14 protein-coding genes are annotated in these 16,472 nt (G+C 61.7%); 8 read left to right on the forward strand and 6 right to left on the reverse strand.

What is annotated here, in order from left to right:
• Positions 1 to 115: 115 nt before the first annotated feature.
• The 3 genes from HY36_RS12815 to tpiA form a co-directional block, all read right to left on the reverse strand.
• Complete coding sequence (locus tag HY36_RS12815; RefSeq protein ID WP_035553554.1) at positions 116 to 1,753, reverse strand: CTP synthase; 1,638 nt, start codon at positions 1,751 to 1,753, stop codon at positions 116 to 118.
• A 63-nt stretch (positions 1,754 to 1,816) separates the two neighbouring features.
• Complete coding sequence (secG, locus tag HY36_RS17885; RefSeq protein ID WP_051602777.1) at positions 1,817 to 2,281, reverse strand: preprotein translocase subunit SecG; 465 nt, start codon at positions 2,279 to 2,281, stop codon at positions 1,817 to 1,819.
• 83 nt (positions 2,282 to 2,364) lie between these two features.
• Positions 2,365 to 3,114 (reverse strand): triose-phosphate isomerase, encoded by a 750-nt coding sequence (gene tpiA, locus HY36_RS12825; RefSeq protein ID WP_035553556.1) that lies wholly within the window; start codon positions 3,112 to 3,114, stop codon positions 2,365 to 2,367.
• A 97-nt stretch (positions 3,115 to 3,211) separates the two neighbouring features.
• On the opposite strand from tpiA, the gene HY36_RS12830 reads away from it, so the two are divergent.
• Genes HY36_RS12830 through HY36_RS12840 form a run of 3 tightly spaced genes read left to right on the forward strand, consistent with a single transcriptional unit; the run spans position 3,212 to position 7,112 of the window.
• Positions 3,212 to 5,113, forward strand: coding sequence for a peptidylprolyl isomerase (locus HY36_RS12830; protein ID WP_273280078.1), 1,902 nt, complete (start codon positions 3,212 to 3,214; stop codon positions 5,111 to 5,113).
• On the forward strand, positions 5,110 to 6,537 hold the full coding sequence (trpE, locus tag HY36_RS12835; protein ID WP_051602778.1) for an anthranilate synthase component I: 1,428 nt from the start codon (positions 5,110 to 5,112) through the stop codon (positions 6,535 to 6,537). The genes HY36_RS12830 and trpE overlap by 4 nt, the downstream gene beginning before the upstream one ends.
• The gene (locus tag HY36_RS12840; RefSeq protein ID WP_035553566.1) at positions 6,534 to 7,112 is read left to right on the forward strand and encodes an anthranilate synthase component II; all 579 of its coding nucleotides are present in this window, start codon (positions 6,534 to 6,536) and stop codon (positions 7,110 to 7,112) included. The genes trpE and HY36_RS12840 overlap by 4 nt, the downstream gene beginning before the upstream one ends.
• On the opposite strand, the gene HY36_RS12845 is transcribed toward HY36_RS12840, so the two are convergent.
• Positions 7,109 to 7,585, reverse strand: coding sequence for a pyridoxamine 5'-phosphate oxidase family protein (locus HY36_RS12845; protein WP_035553567.1), 477 nt, complete (start codon positions 7,583 to 7,585; stop codon positions 7,109 to 7,111). The genes HY36_RS12840 and HY36_RS12845 overlap by 4 nt on opposite strands.
• A gap of 129 nt (positions 7,586 to 7,714) precedes the next feature.
• A complete protein-coding gene (locus HY36_RS12850; RefSeq protein WP_155841916.1) occupies positions 7,715 to 8,722 on the reverse strand; it encodes a class I SAM-dependent methyltransferase in 1,008 nt (335 codons plus the stop codon).
• A 204-nt stretch (positions 8,723 to 8,926) separates the two neighbouring features.
• Between HY36_RS12850 and trpD the strand changes: the two genes are divergently transcribed.
• The 3 genes from trpD to lexA all read left to right on the forward strand — a co-directional run bounded on the left by trpD (position 8,927) and on the right by lexA (position 11,500).
• The gene (gene trpD, locus HY36_RS12855; protein ID WP_035553995.1) at positions 8,927 to 9,958 is read left to right on the forward strand and encodes an anthranilate phosphoribosyltransferase; all 1,032 of its coding nucleotides are present in this window, start codon (positions 8,927 to 8,929) and stop codon (positions 9,956 to 9,958) included.
• The gene (trpC, locus tag HY36_RS12860; RefSeq protein ID WP_035553570.1) at positions 9,955 to 10,758 is read left to right on the forward strand and encodes an indole-3-glycerol phosphate synthase TrpC; all 804 of its coding nucleotides are present in this window, start codon (positions 9,955 to 9,957) and stop codon (positions 10,756 to 10,758) included. The genes trpD and trpC overlap by 4 nt, the downstream gene beginning before the upstream one ends.
• A gap of 61 nt (positions 10,759 to 10,819) precedes the next feature.
• Positions 10,820 to 11,500, forward strand: a complete 681-nt coding sequence (lexA, locus tag HY36_RS12865; protein WP_035553572.1) for a transcriptional repressor LexA — start codon at positions 10,820 to 10,822, stop codon at positions 11,498 to 11,500.
• Here lexA and HY36_RS17890 read toward each other — a convergent pair.
• A complete protein-coding gene (locus HY36_RS17890) occupies positions 11,491 to 13,611 on the reverse strand; it encodes a ComEC/Rec2 family competence protein (RefSeq protein WP_162175996.1) in 2,121 nt (706 codons plus the stop codon). The two genes, lexA and HY36_RS17890, sit on opposite strands and share 10 nt — an antisense overlap.
• Before the next feature lie 27 nt (positions 13,612 to 13,638).
• On the opposite strand from HY36_RS17890, the gene gltX reads away from it, so the two are divergent.
• The gene (gltX, locus tag HY36_RS12875; protein WP_035553574.1) at positions 13,639 to 15,108 is read left to right on the forward strand and encodes a glutamate--tRNA ligase; all 1,470 of its coding nucleotides are present in this window, start codon (positions 13,639 to 13,641) and stop codon (positions 15,106 to 15,108) included.
• 47 nt (positions 15,109 to 15,155) lie between these two features.
• Complete coding sequence (gene gltA / locus HY36_RS12880; protein ID WP_035553578.1) at positions 15,156 to 16,460, forward strand: citrate synthase; 1,305 nt, start codon at positions 15,156 to 15,158, stop codon at positions 16,458 to 16,460.
• The last annotated feature ends 12 nt before the right edge of the window (positions 16,461 to 16,472 follow it).

A 16,472-nucleotide genomic window follows, 5' to 3' on the forward strand; every position in this document is an offset into this window, starting at 1 on the left:
TCCGCGCCGGATGCATGTGCTGGTCGTCTCGTCGCGTCACACCCGATGAGCGCAGCTCATCTGGGGGCCCATCTCCCAATCGGACCGCTGGCGGATGACAGGAGGGGACTAATCCCTAGACCAGCCGGCTTTGCTTGACCGCCGCGCCAATAAAGCTCGCAAACAGTGGATGTGGTTCGAACGGGCGGGATTTCAGTTCCGGGTGGTACTGAACGCCAATGAACCAGGGATGCTCAGGAATTTCGAAGATTTCCGGCAGCTTGCCATCCGGCGACAGGCCGGAGAACAGGCCGCCAGCCTTCTCAAGCGCTTCGATATAGCCCGCATTTACCTCATAGCGGTGGCGGTGACGCTCCGAGATGTCGAGCGTGCCATAGATCTCGGCGACCTTGCTGCCCGGCTTCAGGCGCGCTGGATAGGCGCCGAGGCGCATCGTGCCACCCTTGTCGGTATTGGCGTCGCGCAGGACTTTCTCATTGCCCTTGGTCCACTCTTCCATCAGGCCGACCAGCGGCGCATCGGTCTCGGGATCATTCTCGGTCGTGTTCGCCTCGTCGATGCCGGCCATGTTGCGCGCCGCCTCGATGACGGACATCTGCATGCCATAGCAAATGCCGAAACACGGCACCTTGCGTTCGCGTGCAAACCTTGCCGCCCGCATCTTGCCATGCGCGCCGCGCTCTCCGAAGCCACCCGGCAGGATGATGCCATGCACGCCTTCCAGAATGTCCAGTGGCCGGGCCTCATCGTCGAATTCTTCGGAATTGATCAGGCGAATGTCGACTTTCACCTTGTTGGCAAGGCCGCCATGCGCCAGCGCTTCGGCAACCGATTTATAGGCATCCGGCACATCGGTATATTTGCCGACGAGGCCGATACAGACATTGCCATCCGGATGGTGGGTCGTATGCGCAATCTGGTGCCAGCCGGACAGATCCGGCTGCGGCGCATCATCAATGCGGAAATGGGAAAGGACTTCCTTGTCCAGCCCTTCGGCATGATAGGATTCCGGCACGTCATAGATGTGGCCCACATCGCGGGCCTCGATCACGCTGGACAGGCGCACATTACAGAAGCTGGCAATCTTGCCTTTTTCGTTTTCCGGGATCGGTCGGTCACAGCGGCACAGCAGGATATGTGGCTGGATACCAATGGAGCGCAGCTCCTTCACCGAGTGCTGTGTCGGCTTGGTCTTCATCTCGCCCGCCGCCGGAATATATGGCAGCAGCGTCAGATGGATGAAGCAGGCACGCTCCGGCCCGAGTTCCTGACCAAGCTGGCGGATCGCCTCGAAGAATGGCAGGCCTTCAATATCGCCGACCGTTCCGCCGATTTCGCACAGGACGAACTCCACATCCTCGCCCGGATCGGACAGGACGAAATCCTTGATCTCGTTCGTGACGTGCGGAATCACCTGAATGGTCGCGCCGAGATAGTCGCCGCGGCGCTCTTTCTCGATAATGTGCTTGTAGATGCGGCCCGTCGTGATGTTGTCCGACTGGCGGGCCGAGACGCCGGTGAAGCGCTCATAATGGCCAAGGTCCAGATCGGTCTCTGCGCCATCATCGGTGACATAGACCTCACCATGCTGGCGAGGGCTCATCGTGCCGGGATCGACATTGAGATACGGATCGAGCTTGCGCAGGCGGACCTTGTAGCCACGCGCCTGAAGCAACGCACCGAGTGCGGCGGAAGCGATACCCTTGCCAAGGGAGGACACCACGCCGCCTGTAATGAAAATATAGCGGATCATGGGATCACCCTGATGCCGTGATTCGTTTGGATTTGGCGCAGGGAAAATACCCGCACCGCTCAATTATTGGGGATTACCCGTTTCTTCGTCAGAAACCGGCGCCGTCTCTTCCGGGGCGGCATCTGCCGTCGGGTCGATCAGAACACCCGGCTCAACCGCTTCCGGCGCTGGCGTGGCAGACAGGCCATCCTGTCCTTCCAGCAACGGCGCCGTTGGGTCGAGAAGGTCGACCGGGCCGCTTGCACCGTCTTCATCCGCGCCCAGCGCGCGCTCGACTTCGGTGCGCGTGTCATTGTTGCGGTTCGCCAGCGTGGTCAGGCCCAGGCTGGTCAGGAAGAAAATGCCGCCAAACATGATCGTGGACCGCACCAGCGCGCCTGCAGCGCCGCGCCCGGACAGCAGCGATCCTGCGCCGCCGCCACCGCCGCCGCCGATGCCGAGACCGCCACCTTCAGACTTCTGAAGAAGGACCAGGCCCGTCATGACGATACAGGCAATGATGTGGACAACGAGGATGACGTTCTGCATGGCTGGTGCGTTTCCAGTAAAATTCAAGCCGCCCGCATATCGCCATTGCGCGCAGGAGCCAAGCCTTGGGGTTCAGTCTTTGGTTACTTTGCTTGAGCGTAAATGGCGAGGAAGTCGTCCGCCTTCAAGCTTGCACCCCCGATAAGACCGCCATTTACATCCTTTACTTCAAGGATTTCAGCAGCGTTACCCGGCTTCATGCTGCCGCCATAGAGCAGCGGGATCTGGTCTGCGCCGTCCGCGCCGAATCGCTGGGCAAGACGTGTGCGAATAGCGGTATGGACCTCGTCGATCTGGTCCGGCGTGGCCACTTCGCCTGTGCCGATGGCCCAGATTGGCTCATACGCGATCACGATTTCCTCGGCCTTCGCGCCCTCTGGAATGGAGCCGTCAATCTGGCTGGCCACGAAGTCCAGCGTCTCACCGGCCTTGCGCTGGTCCAGGCTCTCACCGATGCAGATGATCGGCGTCAGGCCTGCGCGCAGGGCTGCAGCGGCTTGTGCAGCAACGATCTCATTGGTCTCGCCATGATCAGTGCGGCGCTCGGAATGACCGACAATTACGTGGCTCGCCCCGGCATCCGCCAGCATCTCTGCAGAGATATCACCCGTATGCGCGCCGCTCTCATTGGCGTGGCAGGTCTCGCCACCCACTTTCAGTTCAGATCCGTGCGCGGCCTCCGCGGCAACCGTCAGAAGCGTGGCTGGCACACACAAAAGCGCCTCCACTCCGGCCTTGCCCTTCCCGACACCTGCCGCGGCATCCCGGATTTCCCCCAGGCTGGCCTTCAGGCCATTCATCTTCCAATTACCTGCGATAAGTGTTCTGGTCATAAGCTATCCCTATCTTGAAAGACCTAACGGGGTCGCCTAGCAAGCACTGGACCACTCCTCAACCTGCCAGAAAGACGCTGCCGATATGCTAGCCCTGATGAAAAGCCTGATGAATTCCTTCGTCGGCAAGATTGTAGTCATGATCATCATCGCGGGGATGGCTTTCTGGGGTGTGGACCAGATGTTCGCCCAGATTCGCGGTGGCCTCGGCTCAAACATGGCAGCGGCGGGCAGCCGTGGCTTTGACGCGGCGGCCTTTGACCGGCGGGTCGAGAGCGTGGTTCGGAACATCAATGCCGATTCCGAAGAACCGGTGACAAAGCCGGACCTGGTGGAACAGGGCATCATCGACCAGATCTTCAACATGGAAGCCGCCAAGCTGACCCTGCTCGGCTATGCCGACTCCATCGGGGTCCGCCCGTCCACAGATGCCGTGGTCGAGGAATTGAGAAACACGGACGCATTCAAGAACCCCCTTACCGGTTCCCTGGATCTGGACACTTACCGTCTGGTGCTGAACCAGAACCGGATCAGCCAGGCAGATTACGAGCAGCAGCTCTCCGACGATCTCACGATGGCTGCCATGCGCGATGCTGCCGGCGCTGCGATCTATCCGGCCAACGCGCTGGCGGCCATTCAGGGGCGGTATCTGGGCGAGTCCCGCAACGTGGCCTGGTTCATCCTGAACACCGATACACTGCCAGAGCCGGACGCCCCGACTGAAGAAGATGTCCGTGCCTATTACGATGAAAACCTCGAAGCCCTGAAACAGCCTGAGCGCCGCATGATCGATGTGCTGCGCATGTCCGCTGAAGACTTCCTCTCCGAAGTAACCGTGACCGATCAGGAAGTTGCCACGGTCTATGAGGCCAGCAAGTCCGAGCGCTTCTCGGAACCGGACACCCGCACCTATGTCGAGTTGCTGTTTGATACGCGCGAGGCTGCTCGCACCGCATTCGGCCTGCTCGCCGCTGGCTCGGACCCGGCATCCATTGAGGGCGTCGCCTCCCGCGAGACCAAGACCGGTCGCCGCGAAAGCGTCAGCGATCCCTTGCTCGCCGACGCCATGTTTGGCGCTGGCCGCCAGAGCGGCGCCCTGTTCGGCCCGGCCGAGCGCGGTGACCAATGGTTGGTAGCGCGTCTCATCTCCGTCCAGCCGGGCGCCGTCTTCCCGCTGGAACAGGTTGAAGGCGAGATCCGCGACCAGCTGTCCCGCGAGCGCGCATCGGTTCTGCTCTTCGACAAGATGGAAGCGCTCGACCGCGCCATCGGTGCCGGATACCCGCTCAGCCAGATTGCCGAAGATGTAGGCGTGCCGCTGATCACCTACGCTCCGGTCGATACGTCTGGCCGCACGCGTGACGGTGTCACCCTGCACGGCCTGCTGCAGGCCGGGGAAGCCTTCCAGCAATCCTTCCAGATCGGTGTCGGCGATACCAGCAACCGGTTCGACATTGGCGAAGCAACCTATCTGACCTCGCCGCGCGAGATCATCGAAAGCTACACGCCGGAATTCGAGGAGCTGAGCGATCAGGTCCGCGCCGTTCTCGTGGCTCAGCGCCAGCAGAACAGCGTCCAGTCCGCGCTCGACGACCTGACCAAGCGGATCGAGGTGGGTGAAACCACGCTGGAGGCCGAAGCCCAGGCAGCCGGTGAAGTGGTGGAAACACCGCTCGCCCCTGTCACCCGCCGGAATGCGGGTGAGGCGGGCCTGCCAAGCGCTGCCCTTGGCCAGATCTTCAATGGCAAGGAGGGCGATGTGTTCACCCTGCCAAGCCGGGCCGGTGACATGGTCATGGTGATGCAGCTGACCGAGGTCACGCCGCCGAGCGAGGCCGAGCTGGCCGAACTGGCCCCACTGGCCAATTCCAATTTGCTTGCTGAACTCCAGAGCGACCTCATTGCGGCGACCGAGGCCGAGATCTCTGCCAGCATGAAGCTTCGCAAGAACCAGGGCGCCCTCAACGTCTACAAGGCATCGATCTCGACCGAACAATGAGCACTGCACAGCTGATCGTCCGGCGCCGGATCGGGGATATCGAGACCCCGGTTGCGGCCATGCTGAAGCTCGGTGCGGAAACGCCCGGCAGCTTCCTGTTCGAATCCATTGCCGGGGGCGAACGGCTTGGCCGCTATTCCTTCATCGGGCTGGAGCCGGACCGCTGGTTCCGCATCCTCGATGGCAAGGCCCAGATTGCCAGTGATGCGGAGTTCTCGGATGCCCGCACGCTGGAGGCTGGACCGGTCGAAGCGCTGAAAGCGTTCGCCCGTGACGCCCGCGCCGAAGCCGATGAGGCCCTGCCGCCAATGGCCTCAGGCGCGTTTGGCTATGTCGGCTATGACATGATCCAGTATGTCGAGCCGGTGGAAATCACCAAGCCGGACATGCTGAACGTTCCCGAAGCGCTGCTGGTCATCCCGCGCGTCGTCATCGTTTTTGATCACATCTATCAGGAAATCCTGCTGATCGGCCGCGTCGAAGGCGGCGACGAGGCAGAGATCAACGCCCTGCTGGACGATGTGGAAACGCGACTGGAGCGCTTGCCCCAGATGCCGCCCAAGGATCAGGATCCGGCCCCGGTCGACCTGCAATCCAACACATCGAAAGAGCGCTATTTCGAGATCGTGGATCGCTGCAAGGAGTACATACGCGCAGGCGACATCTTCCAGGTGGTGCCGAGCCAGCGTTTCTCCGCGCCCTTCCCGCGCCAGTCGATCAGCTATTATCGCGCCCTGCGCCGTCTGAACCCGTCCGCCTTCATGTTCCACATGAACCTCGGCACGGTCAGTCTTGTCGGCTCCAGCCCGGAAATCCTCGTCCGCGTGCGTGATGGCCGCGTCGCCATCCGCCCCATTGCCGGCACCCGTCCGCGCAGTGGCAATGATGAAGAAGACGCCCGCCGCGCCGCGAGCCTTCTGGCCGATCCGAAAGAGATCGCCGAACACCTGATGCTGCTGGATCTTGGCCGCAATGATGTGGGCCGCGTTGCCGCCTATGGAAGTGTGACGGTTACGGAGCAATTCATCGTCGAGCGCTATTCCCACGTGATGCACATTGTCAGCCATGTTGAAGGGGATCTGCGTGAGGGGCTCGACAGTGTCGACGCCTTGTTCGCGGGCTTTCCGGCAGGAACCGTCTCCGGCGCACCAAAGATCCGCGCCATGCAGATCATCAACGAGATGGAATCCCATCGCCGCGGCATCTATGGCGGCGCGGTCGGCTATTTCGGCTGGAATGGCGATCTCGACACCTGTATCGCGCTGCGCACAGCCGTGCTGAAGGATGGCCAGCTGCACATTCAGGCTGGCGGAGGGGTCGTGCTCGATTCCAACCCTCAATACGAATATGATGAGACGGTCCACAAGGCAGGCGCCCTGAAGCGTGCAGCCGAACTGGCAGCAGCCTATGAGTTCGACCAATGAGCCGGAAGAAAATCCTCGTCATCGACAATTATGACAGCTTCACCTGGAACCTCGTCCACTATCTGGAAGAGCTGGGCGCGGAGACACGCGTTGTCCGCAATGACGAACTGACCGTTGAAGAAGCGCTCGCCAGCGATGCAGACGGCGTGCTGTTGTCGCCGGGCCCGTGCTCGCCGAATGAGGCAGGTATCTGCGTCGCCCTGATTGAGCAGGCCCCGGATGATCTGCCGATCCTGGGCGTGTGCCTTGGTCATCAATCCATCGGCCAGGCCTTTGGCGGCGAAGTGGTCACCGCCAGGGAAATCCGCCATGGAAAACTGTCAGAGATCCGCCAGACGGGCGGAGACCTGTTCGATGGCCTGCCGGAAACCTATCAAGTTGTCCGCTACCACTCGCTCGCCGTAAAGCCGGAAGACCTGCCAGATGTGCTGGTCGCCGATGCGTTCACGGAGGATGGCGAAGTCATGGCCCTCCACCACAGGACGCGGCCCGTCTACGGTGTGCAGTTCCATCCGGAAAGCATCCTCACCGAACACGGCCACGCCTTGCTGAAGAACTGGCTGGACCGGCTCTAGAAGCGCACTTCGAAATGCTCGCCAACGTCCGGCTTGTCGTCGGTCAGATTGGCTTTCGCAACTTCGTAGAAGAATTTTGCGCCGCCTTTTGATGTCCAGACTTCACCATAGTCGAGCGACAGCTTGAGCAGAAGAACGTCGGGATCCTGCTTGCCGTCTTCGTACCAGCTGGCGGCAATGAAGCTCCAGTATTCGTCGAGCTTTTCCTTGTTGATCTCGGGCGTCAGGCGACCTGACAGGCTGGCATAGAGGCCTTCCTTGTCATTGCACAGAACATAGTGTGCCTGCCCGCCCTTGGCGTTTTCCGCCATGTAGGTTCCCTTCGCCGTGATGAACCAGAGCTCGCGCTTGTTCTCATCGACATAGTGGGACATCGGCACCGCGCGGCCTTCGATGACCAGCATGCCGGTCCGACAGTCTTCCAGACGGTCCCAGAAAGTTTCGGTCATGTCCTTGTCAGCGAGTTGGGTCATTGGGGAAAAGCTCCATGTTTGGGTTTCCTGTCCAACGCCTGCCTGCTGTCGTGGTTCCGCATGACCACGCAGCCCCCCAAAAGAAAAGGGCCCCTGAGGGCCCTCTCCCGATACGGATGGATTCAACGCCTATTCAGGCTTGCGGAACCGCAGGGTCATGCGGTCGGACTCGCCAATCTTCGCAATCGCCTCGCGCTCCGGCGTGCCTTCCTCGGTCGTGGCGAAGCTTGGCGCGAGACGCCAGACAATGTCGCCCTCGCCCGCATCATCTGCCGGATTGCTATTGATCTCGCTCGACTCTTCGAGAACGAACCCGGCCGCCTCGAAACTGTCGACCACAAAACTCGTCTTCAGGTATCCGGCATTGCCATCGGCCCAGGCATCCGGCGTATCTTCAGACGCGCGGTGCTGGACCACGCCGACCACGCCGCCCGGCTTCAGGATGCGATAGGTTTCAGCAATCGTCGCCGTGTAGGTGCCAAGTTCTTCCTCGGTCCGGTTCAGATTGTGCAGCGCGCGGATAAAGAGTGCCGCATCGGCCTTCTCCGCCTTGTCTTCCGGCAGCGTCGTCAGCTTGTAGTCATAGACTTTCGCGCCCTTCTCACCGGCCCATCCCTCGGCGGTTTCGACCCAGCCTTCCAGCTGCGCCAGAATACCGGCGACGCGCTCCTCATCTGCGCCGGGCAGGATACGGATCCACATCTCATCGGGATAGTGCGCGCCGATCAGCTTGCCCTCCGGCCCGAGATACGGGAGCAGGATCTTGCTGTACCATCCGCGGCCCGGCAGCGCCTCGACCACCGTCATGCCGGGCTCAATTCCAAAGAACTCCAGCGTCGCACCGGGATTGCGCGCGTCGTAACGGGCCTGCACCTCTTCCGGCTGCATGGCCAACGCCGCGGCGAGCGCAACGGAGTCGGACACGTTCATCGCGTCATCGACCGTTTCGGCGGCTTCGGCCATCTCGGCTTCAACCGCAGCCTCCACTTCCACGTCTTCTTCCGCGTCCATCACGGTTTCGACTTCGATCGTCTCTTCGACCACTGTCTCGTCCGTCATGTCGTCAGCAGGCGGCGTCTGGCACGCTGCGAGAAGTGCAATACCGGCTGCACCGGCGAGCAAATATCTGGGTTTCATGGTGTCCTCCTCCATCAGGTTTCTGGTCTCTTGGAAATTCCCCTGTGGCGAGAGACTAGCCCAATCCGCCAGAAAACGCGATCAAGTCTTCGTGTAGGCTGGCTGAAGGCTTTGTGACGATCTTTGCGCCTGCGTCACTGACGGGCTTGATCAGGCAGGCTCCAAGCCCCTATGCAGGCGCGAAGAGAAACCGGAATTCCCGCCATGTCCCAAGACAGTCTCACCACCGCCCTTCTGGCCATTGCCCGGCGCCAGCCGCTGGACTCTGAAACGCTGGAAGGCGCCTTCGACAAATTACTGTCTGGCGAAGCTGCGCCAGAGGAAATTGGCGCCTTCCTGATGGGCCTTTCCGTGCGCGGGGAAACCGCTGACGAACTTGCCGCCGGCGCGCGCATCATGCGCCAGCATGCCCGGAAAGTTCATGTGGAAGGTCCGGTGCTGGACACGTGCGGCACGGGTGGTCTTCCATGGAAAAGCCTGAACACATCCACCGCCAGCGCCATCGTCATTGCCGCAGCGGGCGGGCGCGTCGCCAAGCATGGCAACCGGTCGGTGCCGCCGAAGACCGGCTCTGCGGACGTGTTGGAGGCGCTGGGCGTCAACCTCGACATGGATGAGGAGACCTTCCTCGATTGCCTGAATGGTTGCGGCGTCGCCTTCATGTTCGCGCGCAGCCATCACAGTGCCATGCGCCACGTCGCTCCGGTCCGCGCCAAGCTGGGCATTCGCACCATCTTCAACCTGCTTGGCCCGCTCAGCAATCCGGCCAGCGCGGAATACCAGGTGCTGGGTGTGTTCGCGCCGGAATGGGTGCGCCCGATGGCTGATACGCTGGCGCGCCTCGGCACCCAGCGCGCCTGGGTCGTTCATGGCATGGACGGCATTGATGAAATCTCCATCGCGGGAACCACCAGGGTCTGCGAAGTCACCCCTGACGGCGTGCGCGAGTTCGACCTGACCCCGGCCGATGCCGGACTCGAGACCAGCCCGCTCTCGACGCTTGAAGGCGGCAGCCCGGCAGAGAATGCGCTGGCCATTACAGAGCTGTTTGACGGCCAGGAGGGCCCGTTCCGCGACGTGGTGCTGCTGAACGCCGCTGCCGGCCTGCATGTCTTTGGAAAGGTTGACACGCTGAAACAAGGCGCAGACATGGCCGCGCAGGCCATCGACAGTGGCAAGGCCCGCCAGACGCTTCGCGCCCTCGCCGCACTTTCCAACGGACAGGACCCGGAATGAGCACAGCCCTTGATCGCATCATCGCCTACAAGGTGGATGAAGTTGCTGCCGCAAAGCGCGAGACGCCTCTGGCCGCACTTGAGGCACGCCTTCCGGATGCCAGCGCGCCGCGCGGCTTCGCCCAGTCCATGGCGCTGATTGCCGGCATCAACGAGAATGCCCTGATCTGTGAACTGAAGCGTAAGAGCCCCTCAGCGGGCGACATCCTGCCCGGGGCCGACCCGGTCGAGATTGCGCGTGAGTACGAAGCGGGCGGCGCTGCCTGTCTCTCCGTTCTGACAGACGGACCGAGCTTTGGCGGCAGTCTGGAAGACTTCGCCGCCATCCGGTCTGCGGTTGCCCTGCCGATGCTGCGCAAGGATTTCATGATCGACCCCTATCAGGTGATCGAGTCCCGCGTTTATGGCGCAGACTGCATCCTGGTTATCATGGCCTGTCTCAGTGATGATCAGGCCAGCGAACTGACCAGCACAGCGCTGGAGTTGGGCATGGATGTCCTGCTCGAAACGCACAATGAGGATGAACTGGAGCGCGCCCTGCGGCTTCCGTCTCCGCTGATTGGCATCAACAATCGCGACCTGAAACGAATGGTGACCGATCTGGCGACCACCGAACGGCTCGCGCCGCTGGTGCCGGAGGACAAGGTGCTGATCTCCGAAAGCGGCGTTTCCTCGGCTCAAAGTATTGAAAGGCTGCGCGAGACTGGCGCACGGCGGTTCCTGATCGGCGAAAGTCTTATGAAAATGGGCATAAACCGTCAGAAAAGCGTAACGGAAATGAGGGTAGCTGGCACGAATTGACCCGAAGCATGAACACATGTAGAACATAAGTGAACAGAGATTCGCCCGAAGGGAGTCCCCCGTGCTGACTAGTAAACAAAAGGAATTGCTGCTCTTCATCAATGAGCGCATTCAGGAAACCGGCGTTTCGCCATCTTTTGACGAAATGAAAGATGCGCTGAACCTTGCCTCCAAATCCGGTATTCACCGCCTGATCACGGCGCTTGAAGAGCGCGGGTTCATCCGGCGCCTCGCGCACCGGGCGCGCGCCCTTGAAGTGCTGAAATTGCCGGATGCCGTCGCGCCCGGCGCACCGCGTGGCCGGAAGGAATTCAAGCCCGCCCTCGTCGCAACTGGCCAGCCAGCCCCTGCTCCGGCGGCAAATACCGTGCCCCTCATCGGTCGCATCGCAGCCGGTCTGCCGATTTCCGCGATCCAGCAGGAGAATGGCCACGTCAATGCACCGGACGGCCTGTCCGATGGCGACGAACATTTCGCCCTCGAAGTTCAAGGCGACTCCATGATCGATGCCGGCATTCTGGAAGGCGACATTGTCGTTTGCCGCCGCACCGATACAGCCAATACGGGCGACATTGTCGTGGCGCTGATCGACGGTGAGGAAGCGACGCTGAAACGCCTGCGCCGCAAGGGCGCGTCGGTTGCTCTGGAAGCGGCCAACCCTGCTTTCGAAACCCGCATCTTCGGACCAGACCGCGTGCAGGTACAAGGCCGCCTTGTGGCCCTGATCCGTCGCTACGACTGACCTGAATCCTTTGAACATGGCTTCCAGGCCCGCGCCTTGCAGGGCGTGGCCCTTTGCGTTCTGGCACCGGTTGTGTCGATGGTCACGCCGCCCTGGCGGGATATGTCCGACCATGCCAGCGACGGCCCACACGCCTCACTTGGCCGCGTCATGACCAGATCCAGCGATACCTCGTCTGACGGCTCACAAGACTGCTGACCCTCAAGCGAGCCCTCGTCTCCCTCCGGCGCGTTGAGACGGATGGGCCCGATCACGCTGTCCAGGACACATGGCCAATTACTACACGAGCCTGAAGGCTCCAGCGTACTGAAGCGCATTGGCGACAGGCCATCCCCGTCGACATAGCTGATCTTCTCGATGTCGCCCCCCTTTAAGCGGACGAACACATCCCCGGATGCGGACCAGTGCAGCGCCAAGCCGGGGGCGGTGAACCACAGCCAGAGAGCCGGCCCGGTCAACGCCGCCGCAAAGATCCACCGCCAGACACCATGCGCCACGACTGCCGCCGCCAGCGCTGCCGTGAACAGGACAAGCGAAAGGTCTGGCATCTGTTTGCCCGGTGAGATGCCGTCTGGAGCCTGCGCCGTGCACGTCTCGGCAATCCAGAGGATCGCCTCCAGCGAATAGCCGAACACGCGCAAGCCCAGATCGCCATAACCAAGCGGCGTGAGGATCAGTGCGGCAGCAGCGGCCGGCGCACTGACAAAGGTGATGATCGGCATCGCAGCCAGATTGGCGATCAGGCCCAGCCCGGCCAGACGGTCGAAATGGTAGAGCGCATAAGGCGCTGTTGCCGTGCCCGCGACCAACGACGTTACGGCGAGTGAGGCCCAGCTATAGCTGACCGATCCCATCACGCGATCCGATACTGCCCGCCGCGCCGTCCATGCTTCATAGGTGGCGATCAAGGCACCGGATGCCGCGAAGGACATCTGGAAGCCAGGCGACATAACGCTTTCCGGCTGCAGCAGGATCACCAGAATCATGGCGATGGCAAAGGAACGAAGGCTGAGCGCGGCCCGGTCGAACAGAACCGCACCGAACACGACCGCCAGCATGATAAACGCCCGCTGGGTAGAGACCCCCGCGCCGGAGATCACCAGATAGGACAGGCTGGCCAACAGGGCGATGATCGCCGCTGGCTTCTGGACAGGAACCCTCAAGGCCAGCGGTTCGATGCAGGCCAGCAATCGCCGCATGACGTAAAATACCAGCCCGCCAACGATGGCCATGTGAAGCCCTGAAATGGCCAGCAGGTGCGCGAGGCCCGAATTGCGCAGCGCCACCTGGTCCTCCACCGGCATGAAACTGCGGTCGCCGGAAACGAGCGCCGCCGCAAAGCCCCCAGCGCGCTCACCCGCCGCTTCATCGACATGCGAAGCCAGTTGCCGGCGGAAGGCAGCGATATGCATCCGGACATCCGAAACGATGCCCCCCGGCGCGCCCAGAGCCCCGCCCCGGCAGCGGCCCTGAACATAGCCCACACCGCCCAACTGCTCGAACCAGGCTTGTCGTCGGAAATCATACTCGCCCGCCATGCCCGGCGCGGGTGGCGGCCTCAGTACAGACCAGCACCTGACAAAGCGGCCTGAAGAGACTTCCAGCCGCGAGCGATGCGTGACCCGCACGGTCTTCGGTGTCGCCTCTGGCGGCATGCCGGCAATGGCATGAACCTCGATCCTCAGGCGCGGCCCCTTTGCACCAGTCTCAACCTCTGACAGCCAGCCTTCGACCATGACCGGCCCAGTCATCTCGGAAATGACCGGCGCTGCCACCAGACGCGCCCGTACCGCCCCGGCGCTCAGGCCCAGAACCACGCCAAAAGCCAGCCAGAGAACAAACTGAACCAGCGAGGGCGCCAGCAATCTCCGCCCTACAGCGATCAGGGCGACCGCCAGCAAAGGCGCGAGCAGAATCGCCTCCATAGCCGGTTCAGATGGCATCGTGAAATAAGCCGCCGCGCCAGTCGCCATTGCAAAGGCCAGCAGGAGTGGCTGTGCATCCACCCCGGAAATCGCCCAGAAGCGCTGGCCGCTGACTGCACGCCAGAGGCCCAGCCCCTTGCCATTGGCCGGGGAGTTGTGTTTCTGCGGCGCAAGAGCATCACCCACGATCATAAATCGGAGCCTGCCTGTCCCATGAACGTCATTACGCGTTTTGCCCCTTCTCCCACCGGCATGCTGCACATTGGAGGGGCAAGGACGGCACTTTTCAACTACCTCTTCGCGAAACGTCACAACGGGAAGTTTCTTTTGCGGATCGAGGATACCGATCGCGCACGCTCAACGGATGAGGCAACGGCGGCGATTCTGGAGGGCATGGACTGGCTCGGCCTGACGCCGGACGAAGCGCCGGTGATGCAGTTCAGCCAGGCGGCGCGGCACACTGAAGTCGCCAATGAGATGATTGCGCGAGGCACGGCCTTCCGCTGCTACGCTACGCCGGAAGAACTCCAGGCCCGCCGGGATCTGGGTGAGGAAAAGCGCCAGGCCGCCAAGGCAGAAGGCATTTCGGAAGCGGAGAAGACCGCGCTGCTGGCCGAGGCGAATGAGCTGCTCGCCCCTTATCGGTCTCCTTGGCGCGATGGCGCCCCGTCCCCATCAGCCGATGCGCCTTTCACCGTGCGCCTGCGCGCGCCGGATGGCGGTGACCGCATCCTTGAAGATGGTGTTCAGGGCCGCGTGACCATTCAGGCGAGCGAACTGGACGACATGATCCTGCTGCGCGCCGATGGCACGCCGACTTACATGCTGGCAGTTGTGGTGGACGATCACGATATGGGCGTGACGCACGTGATCCGCGGCGACGATCATTTGCGCAATGCTTTCCGCCAGATCCCGATCTATGAGGCGATGGGCTGGGACGTACCGACCTTTGCCCACGTCTCCCTGATCCACGGACCAGATGGCGCGAAACTGTCCAAGCGCCACGGCGCGCTCTCCACGCTGGCCTATCGGGAAATGGGCTACCTGCCGGAAGCCATGAAGGCCTATCTGCTCCGCCTCGGCTGGAGCCACGGCGATCAGGAAATCTTCACCGAGGCCGAGGCCATTTCCCTCTTCGATGTCGAGGGCATCAACAAGGCCCCTGCACGCCTGGACCTGGAGAAGCTGGGCCAGATCAATTCCCATTTCATGCGCCTTGCCGATGATGATCGCCTGTTCGAATTGCTGAAGCCGCTGCTGGAGGCGGAGGCCCCGCTCAGCGAGGCGGAAGCCGGCCGGGTCCGTACGGCCCTGCCGCACATGAAGGATCGCGGCACCACGCTGCCAGAGCTTGCCGCTGCGTTCGCCTTCCTGCGTGACATTCGCCCGATTGAAATGAACAAGAAGGCGCGCAAGGCATTGTCCGAAGAAGGACTTGACCGGCTGGCGGGTCTGCGCGACGAACTGCAGCAATTGCGCCAATGGACCGCAGAAACTATATCGCTCGTCATAAGCTCGTATTGCGCTGACCGCGACCTTTCGATGGGACAGGTGGGTCAGCCACTCAGAGCTGCGCTCACGGGCGGGTTACCCGCGCCAGACATCGCTCCAGTCCTTGAATGGCTCGGGCAGGATGAGGCGCTGGGAAGAATTGAAGATCAAACGGCGAAAGCCGGGACCTAATCCCGAGCGATGCCGAGTGGAACAATGATTTGGAAGGGCTAGAGTTGATGGAAAACAAGACCAAAGACGCCGGTACGGCGAAGATCGAGATTGACGGAAAGACCTATGACATGCCGGTACTGTCCGGCACCCACGGTCCAAACGTCGTGGACGTGCGCAAATTCTACGCGCAATCCGGACAGTTCACATTTGACCCGGGCTTCACCTCCACGGCGAGCTGTGAAAGCCAGATCACGTTCATCAACGGGGAAGAAGGCGTCCTGCTGCACCGCGGCTATCCGATTGGCCAGCTGGCTGCGCAAGCAACCTTCCCGGAAGTATGCTACCTGATCCTGAATGGCGAACTGCCATCCAAGTCGGAACTCAGCACGTTCAACGACGAGATCAAGCAGCACACCCTGCTCCACACACAACTGGACCGTTTCTTCGACGGCTTCCGCCGTGACAGCCACCCGATGGCCATGCTGACCGGTACGGTTGGCGCGATGGCGTCCTTCTACCCGGGTGCGATGGATAGCGAAGATCCGGAAGAGCGCCGCCTCGCTTCGATCCGCCTGATTGCCAAGATGCCGACGCTCTGCGCACGCATCCTGAAGTACAATCTCGGCCAGAAATTCGTCGATCCTCGCAACGATCTGTCCTACGCCGAAAACTTCCTGAACATGTGCTTCTCGGTCACCGCCGAGGATTACAAAGTGGATCCAAAAATCGCCAAGGCGATGGACCGTTTCTTCATCCTGCACGCAGACCACGAGCAAAACGCGTCGACCTCGACCGTTCGCCTGGCAGGGTCTTCAGGCGCGCATCCATTCGCCGCTGTTGCGGCTGGCGTGGCCTGTCTCTGGGGCCCAAGCCATGGCGGCGCCAACGAGGCCTGCCTCAACATGCTGCACGAAATCGGCACTGTGGACCGCATCCCGGAATTCATCGAGAAGGCAAAGGACAAGTCTGATCCGTTCCGCCTGATGGGCTTCGGTCACCGCGTCTACAAGAACTACGACCCGCGCGCGACCGTGATGCGCGAGTCTGCTCACGAAGTGCTCGACCTGCTTGGCCTGAAGGATCAGCCGATCCTGAAAGTCGCCATGGAACTGGAGCGCATCGCTCTCGAAGACGAATACTTCGCAGAGAAGAAGCTCTACCCGAACGTCGACTTCTACTCCGGCATCATCCTCGATGCGATCGGCTTCCCGAAGCAGATGTTCACCGTGCTGTTCTCGCTGGCCCGCACCGTCGGCTGGATTGCCCAGCTGAACGAGATGCTGGTCGACCCGACCCAACGCATTGGTCGCCCGCGCCAGATCTACACCGGCGCCGCCATGCGCGACTACGTGCCGATGGACCAGCGCTAGGCGCATTTCAGT

It is taken from the genome of Hyphomonas atlantica corrig., from assembly GCF_000682715.1.
Classification (GTDB): Bacteria; Pseudomonadota; Alphaproteobacteria; order Caulobacterales; family Hyphomonadaceae; genus Hyphomonas; species Hyphomonas atlantica.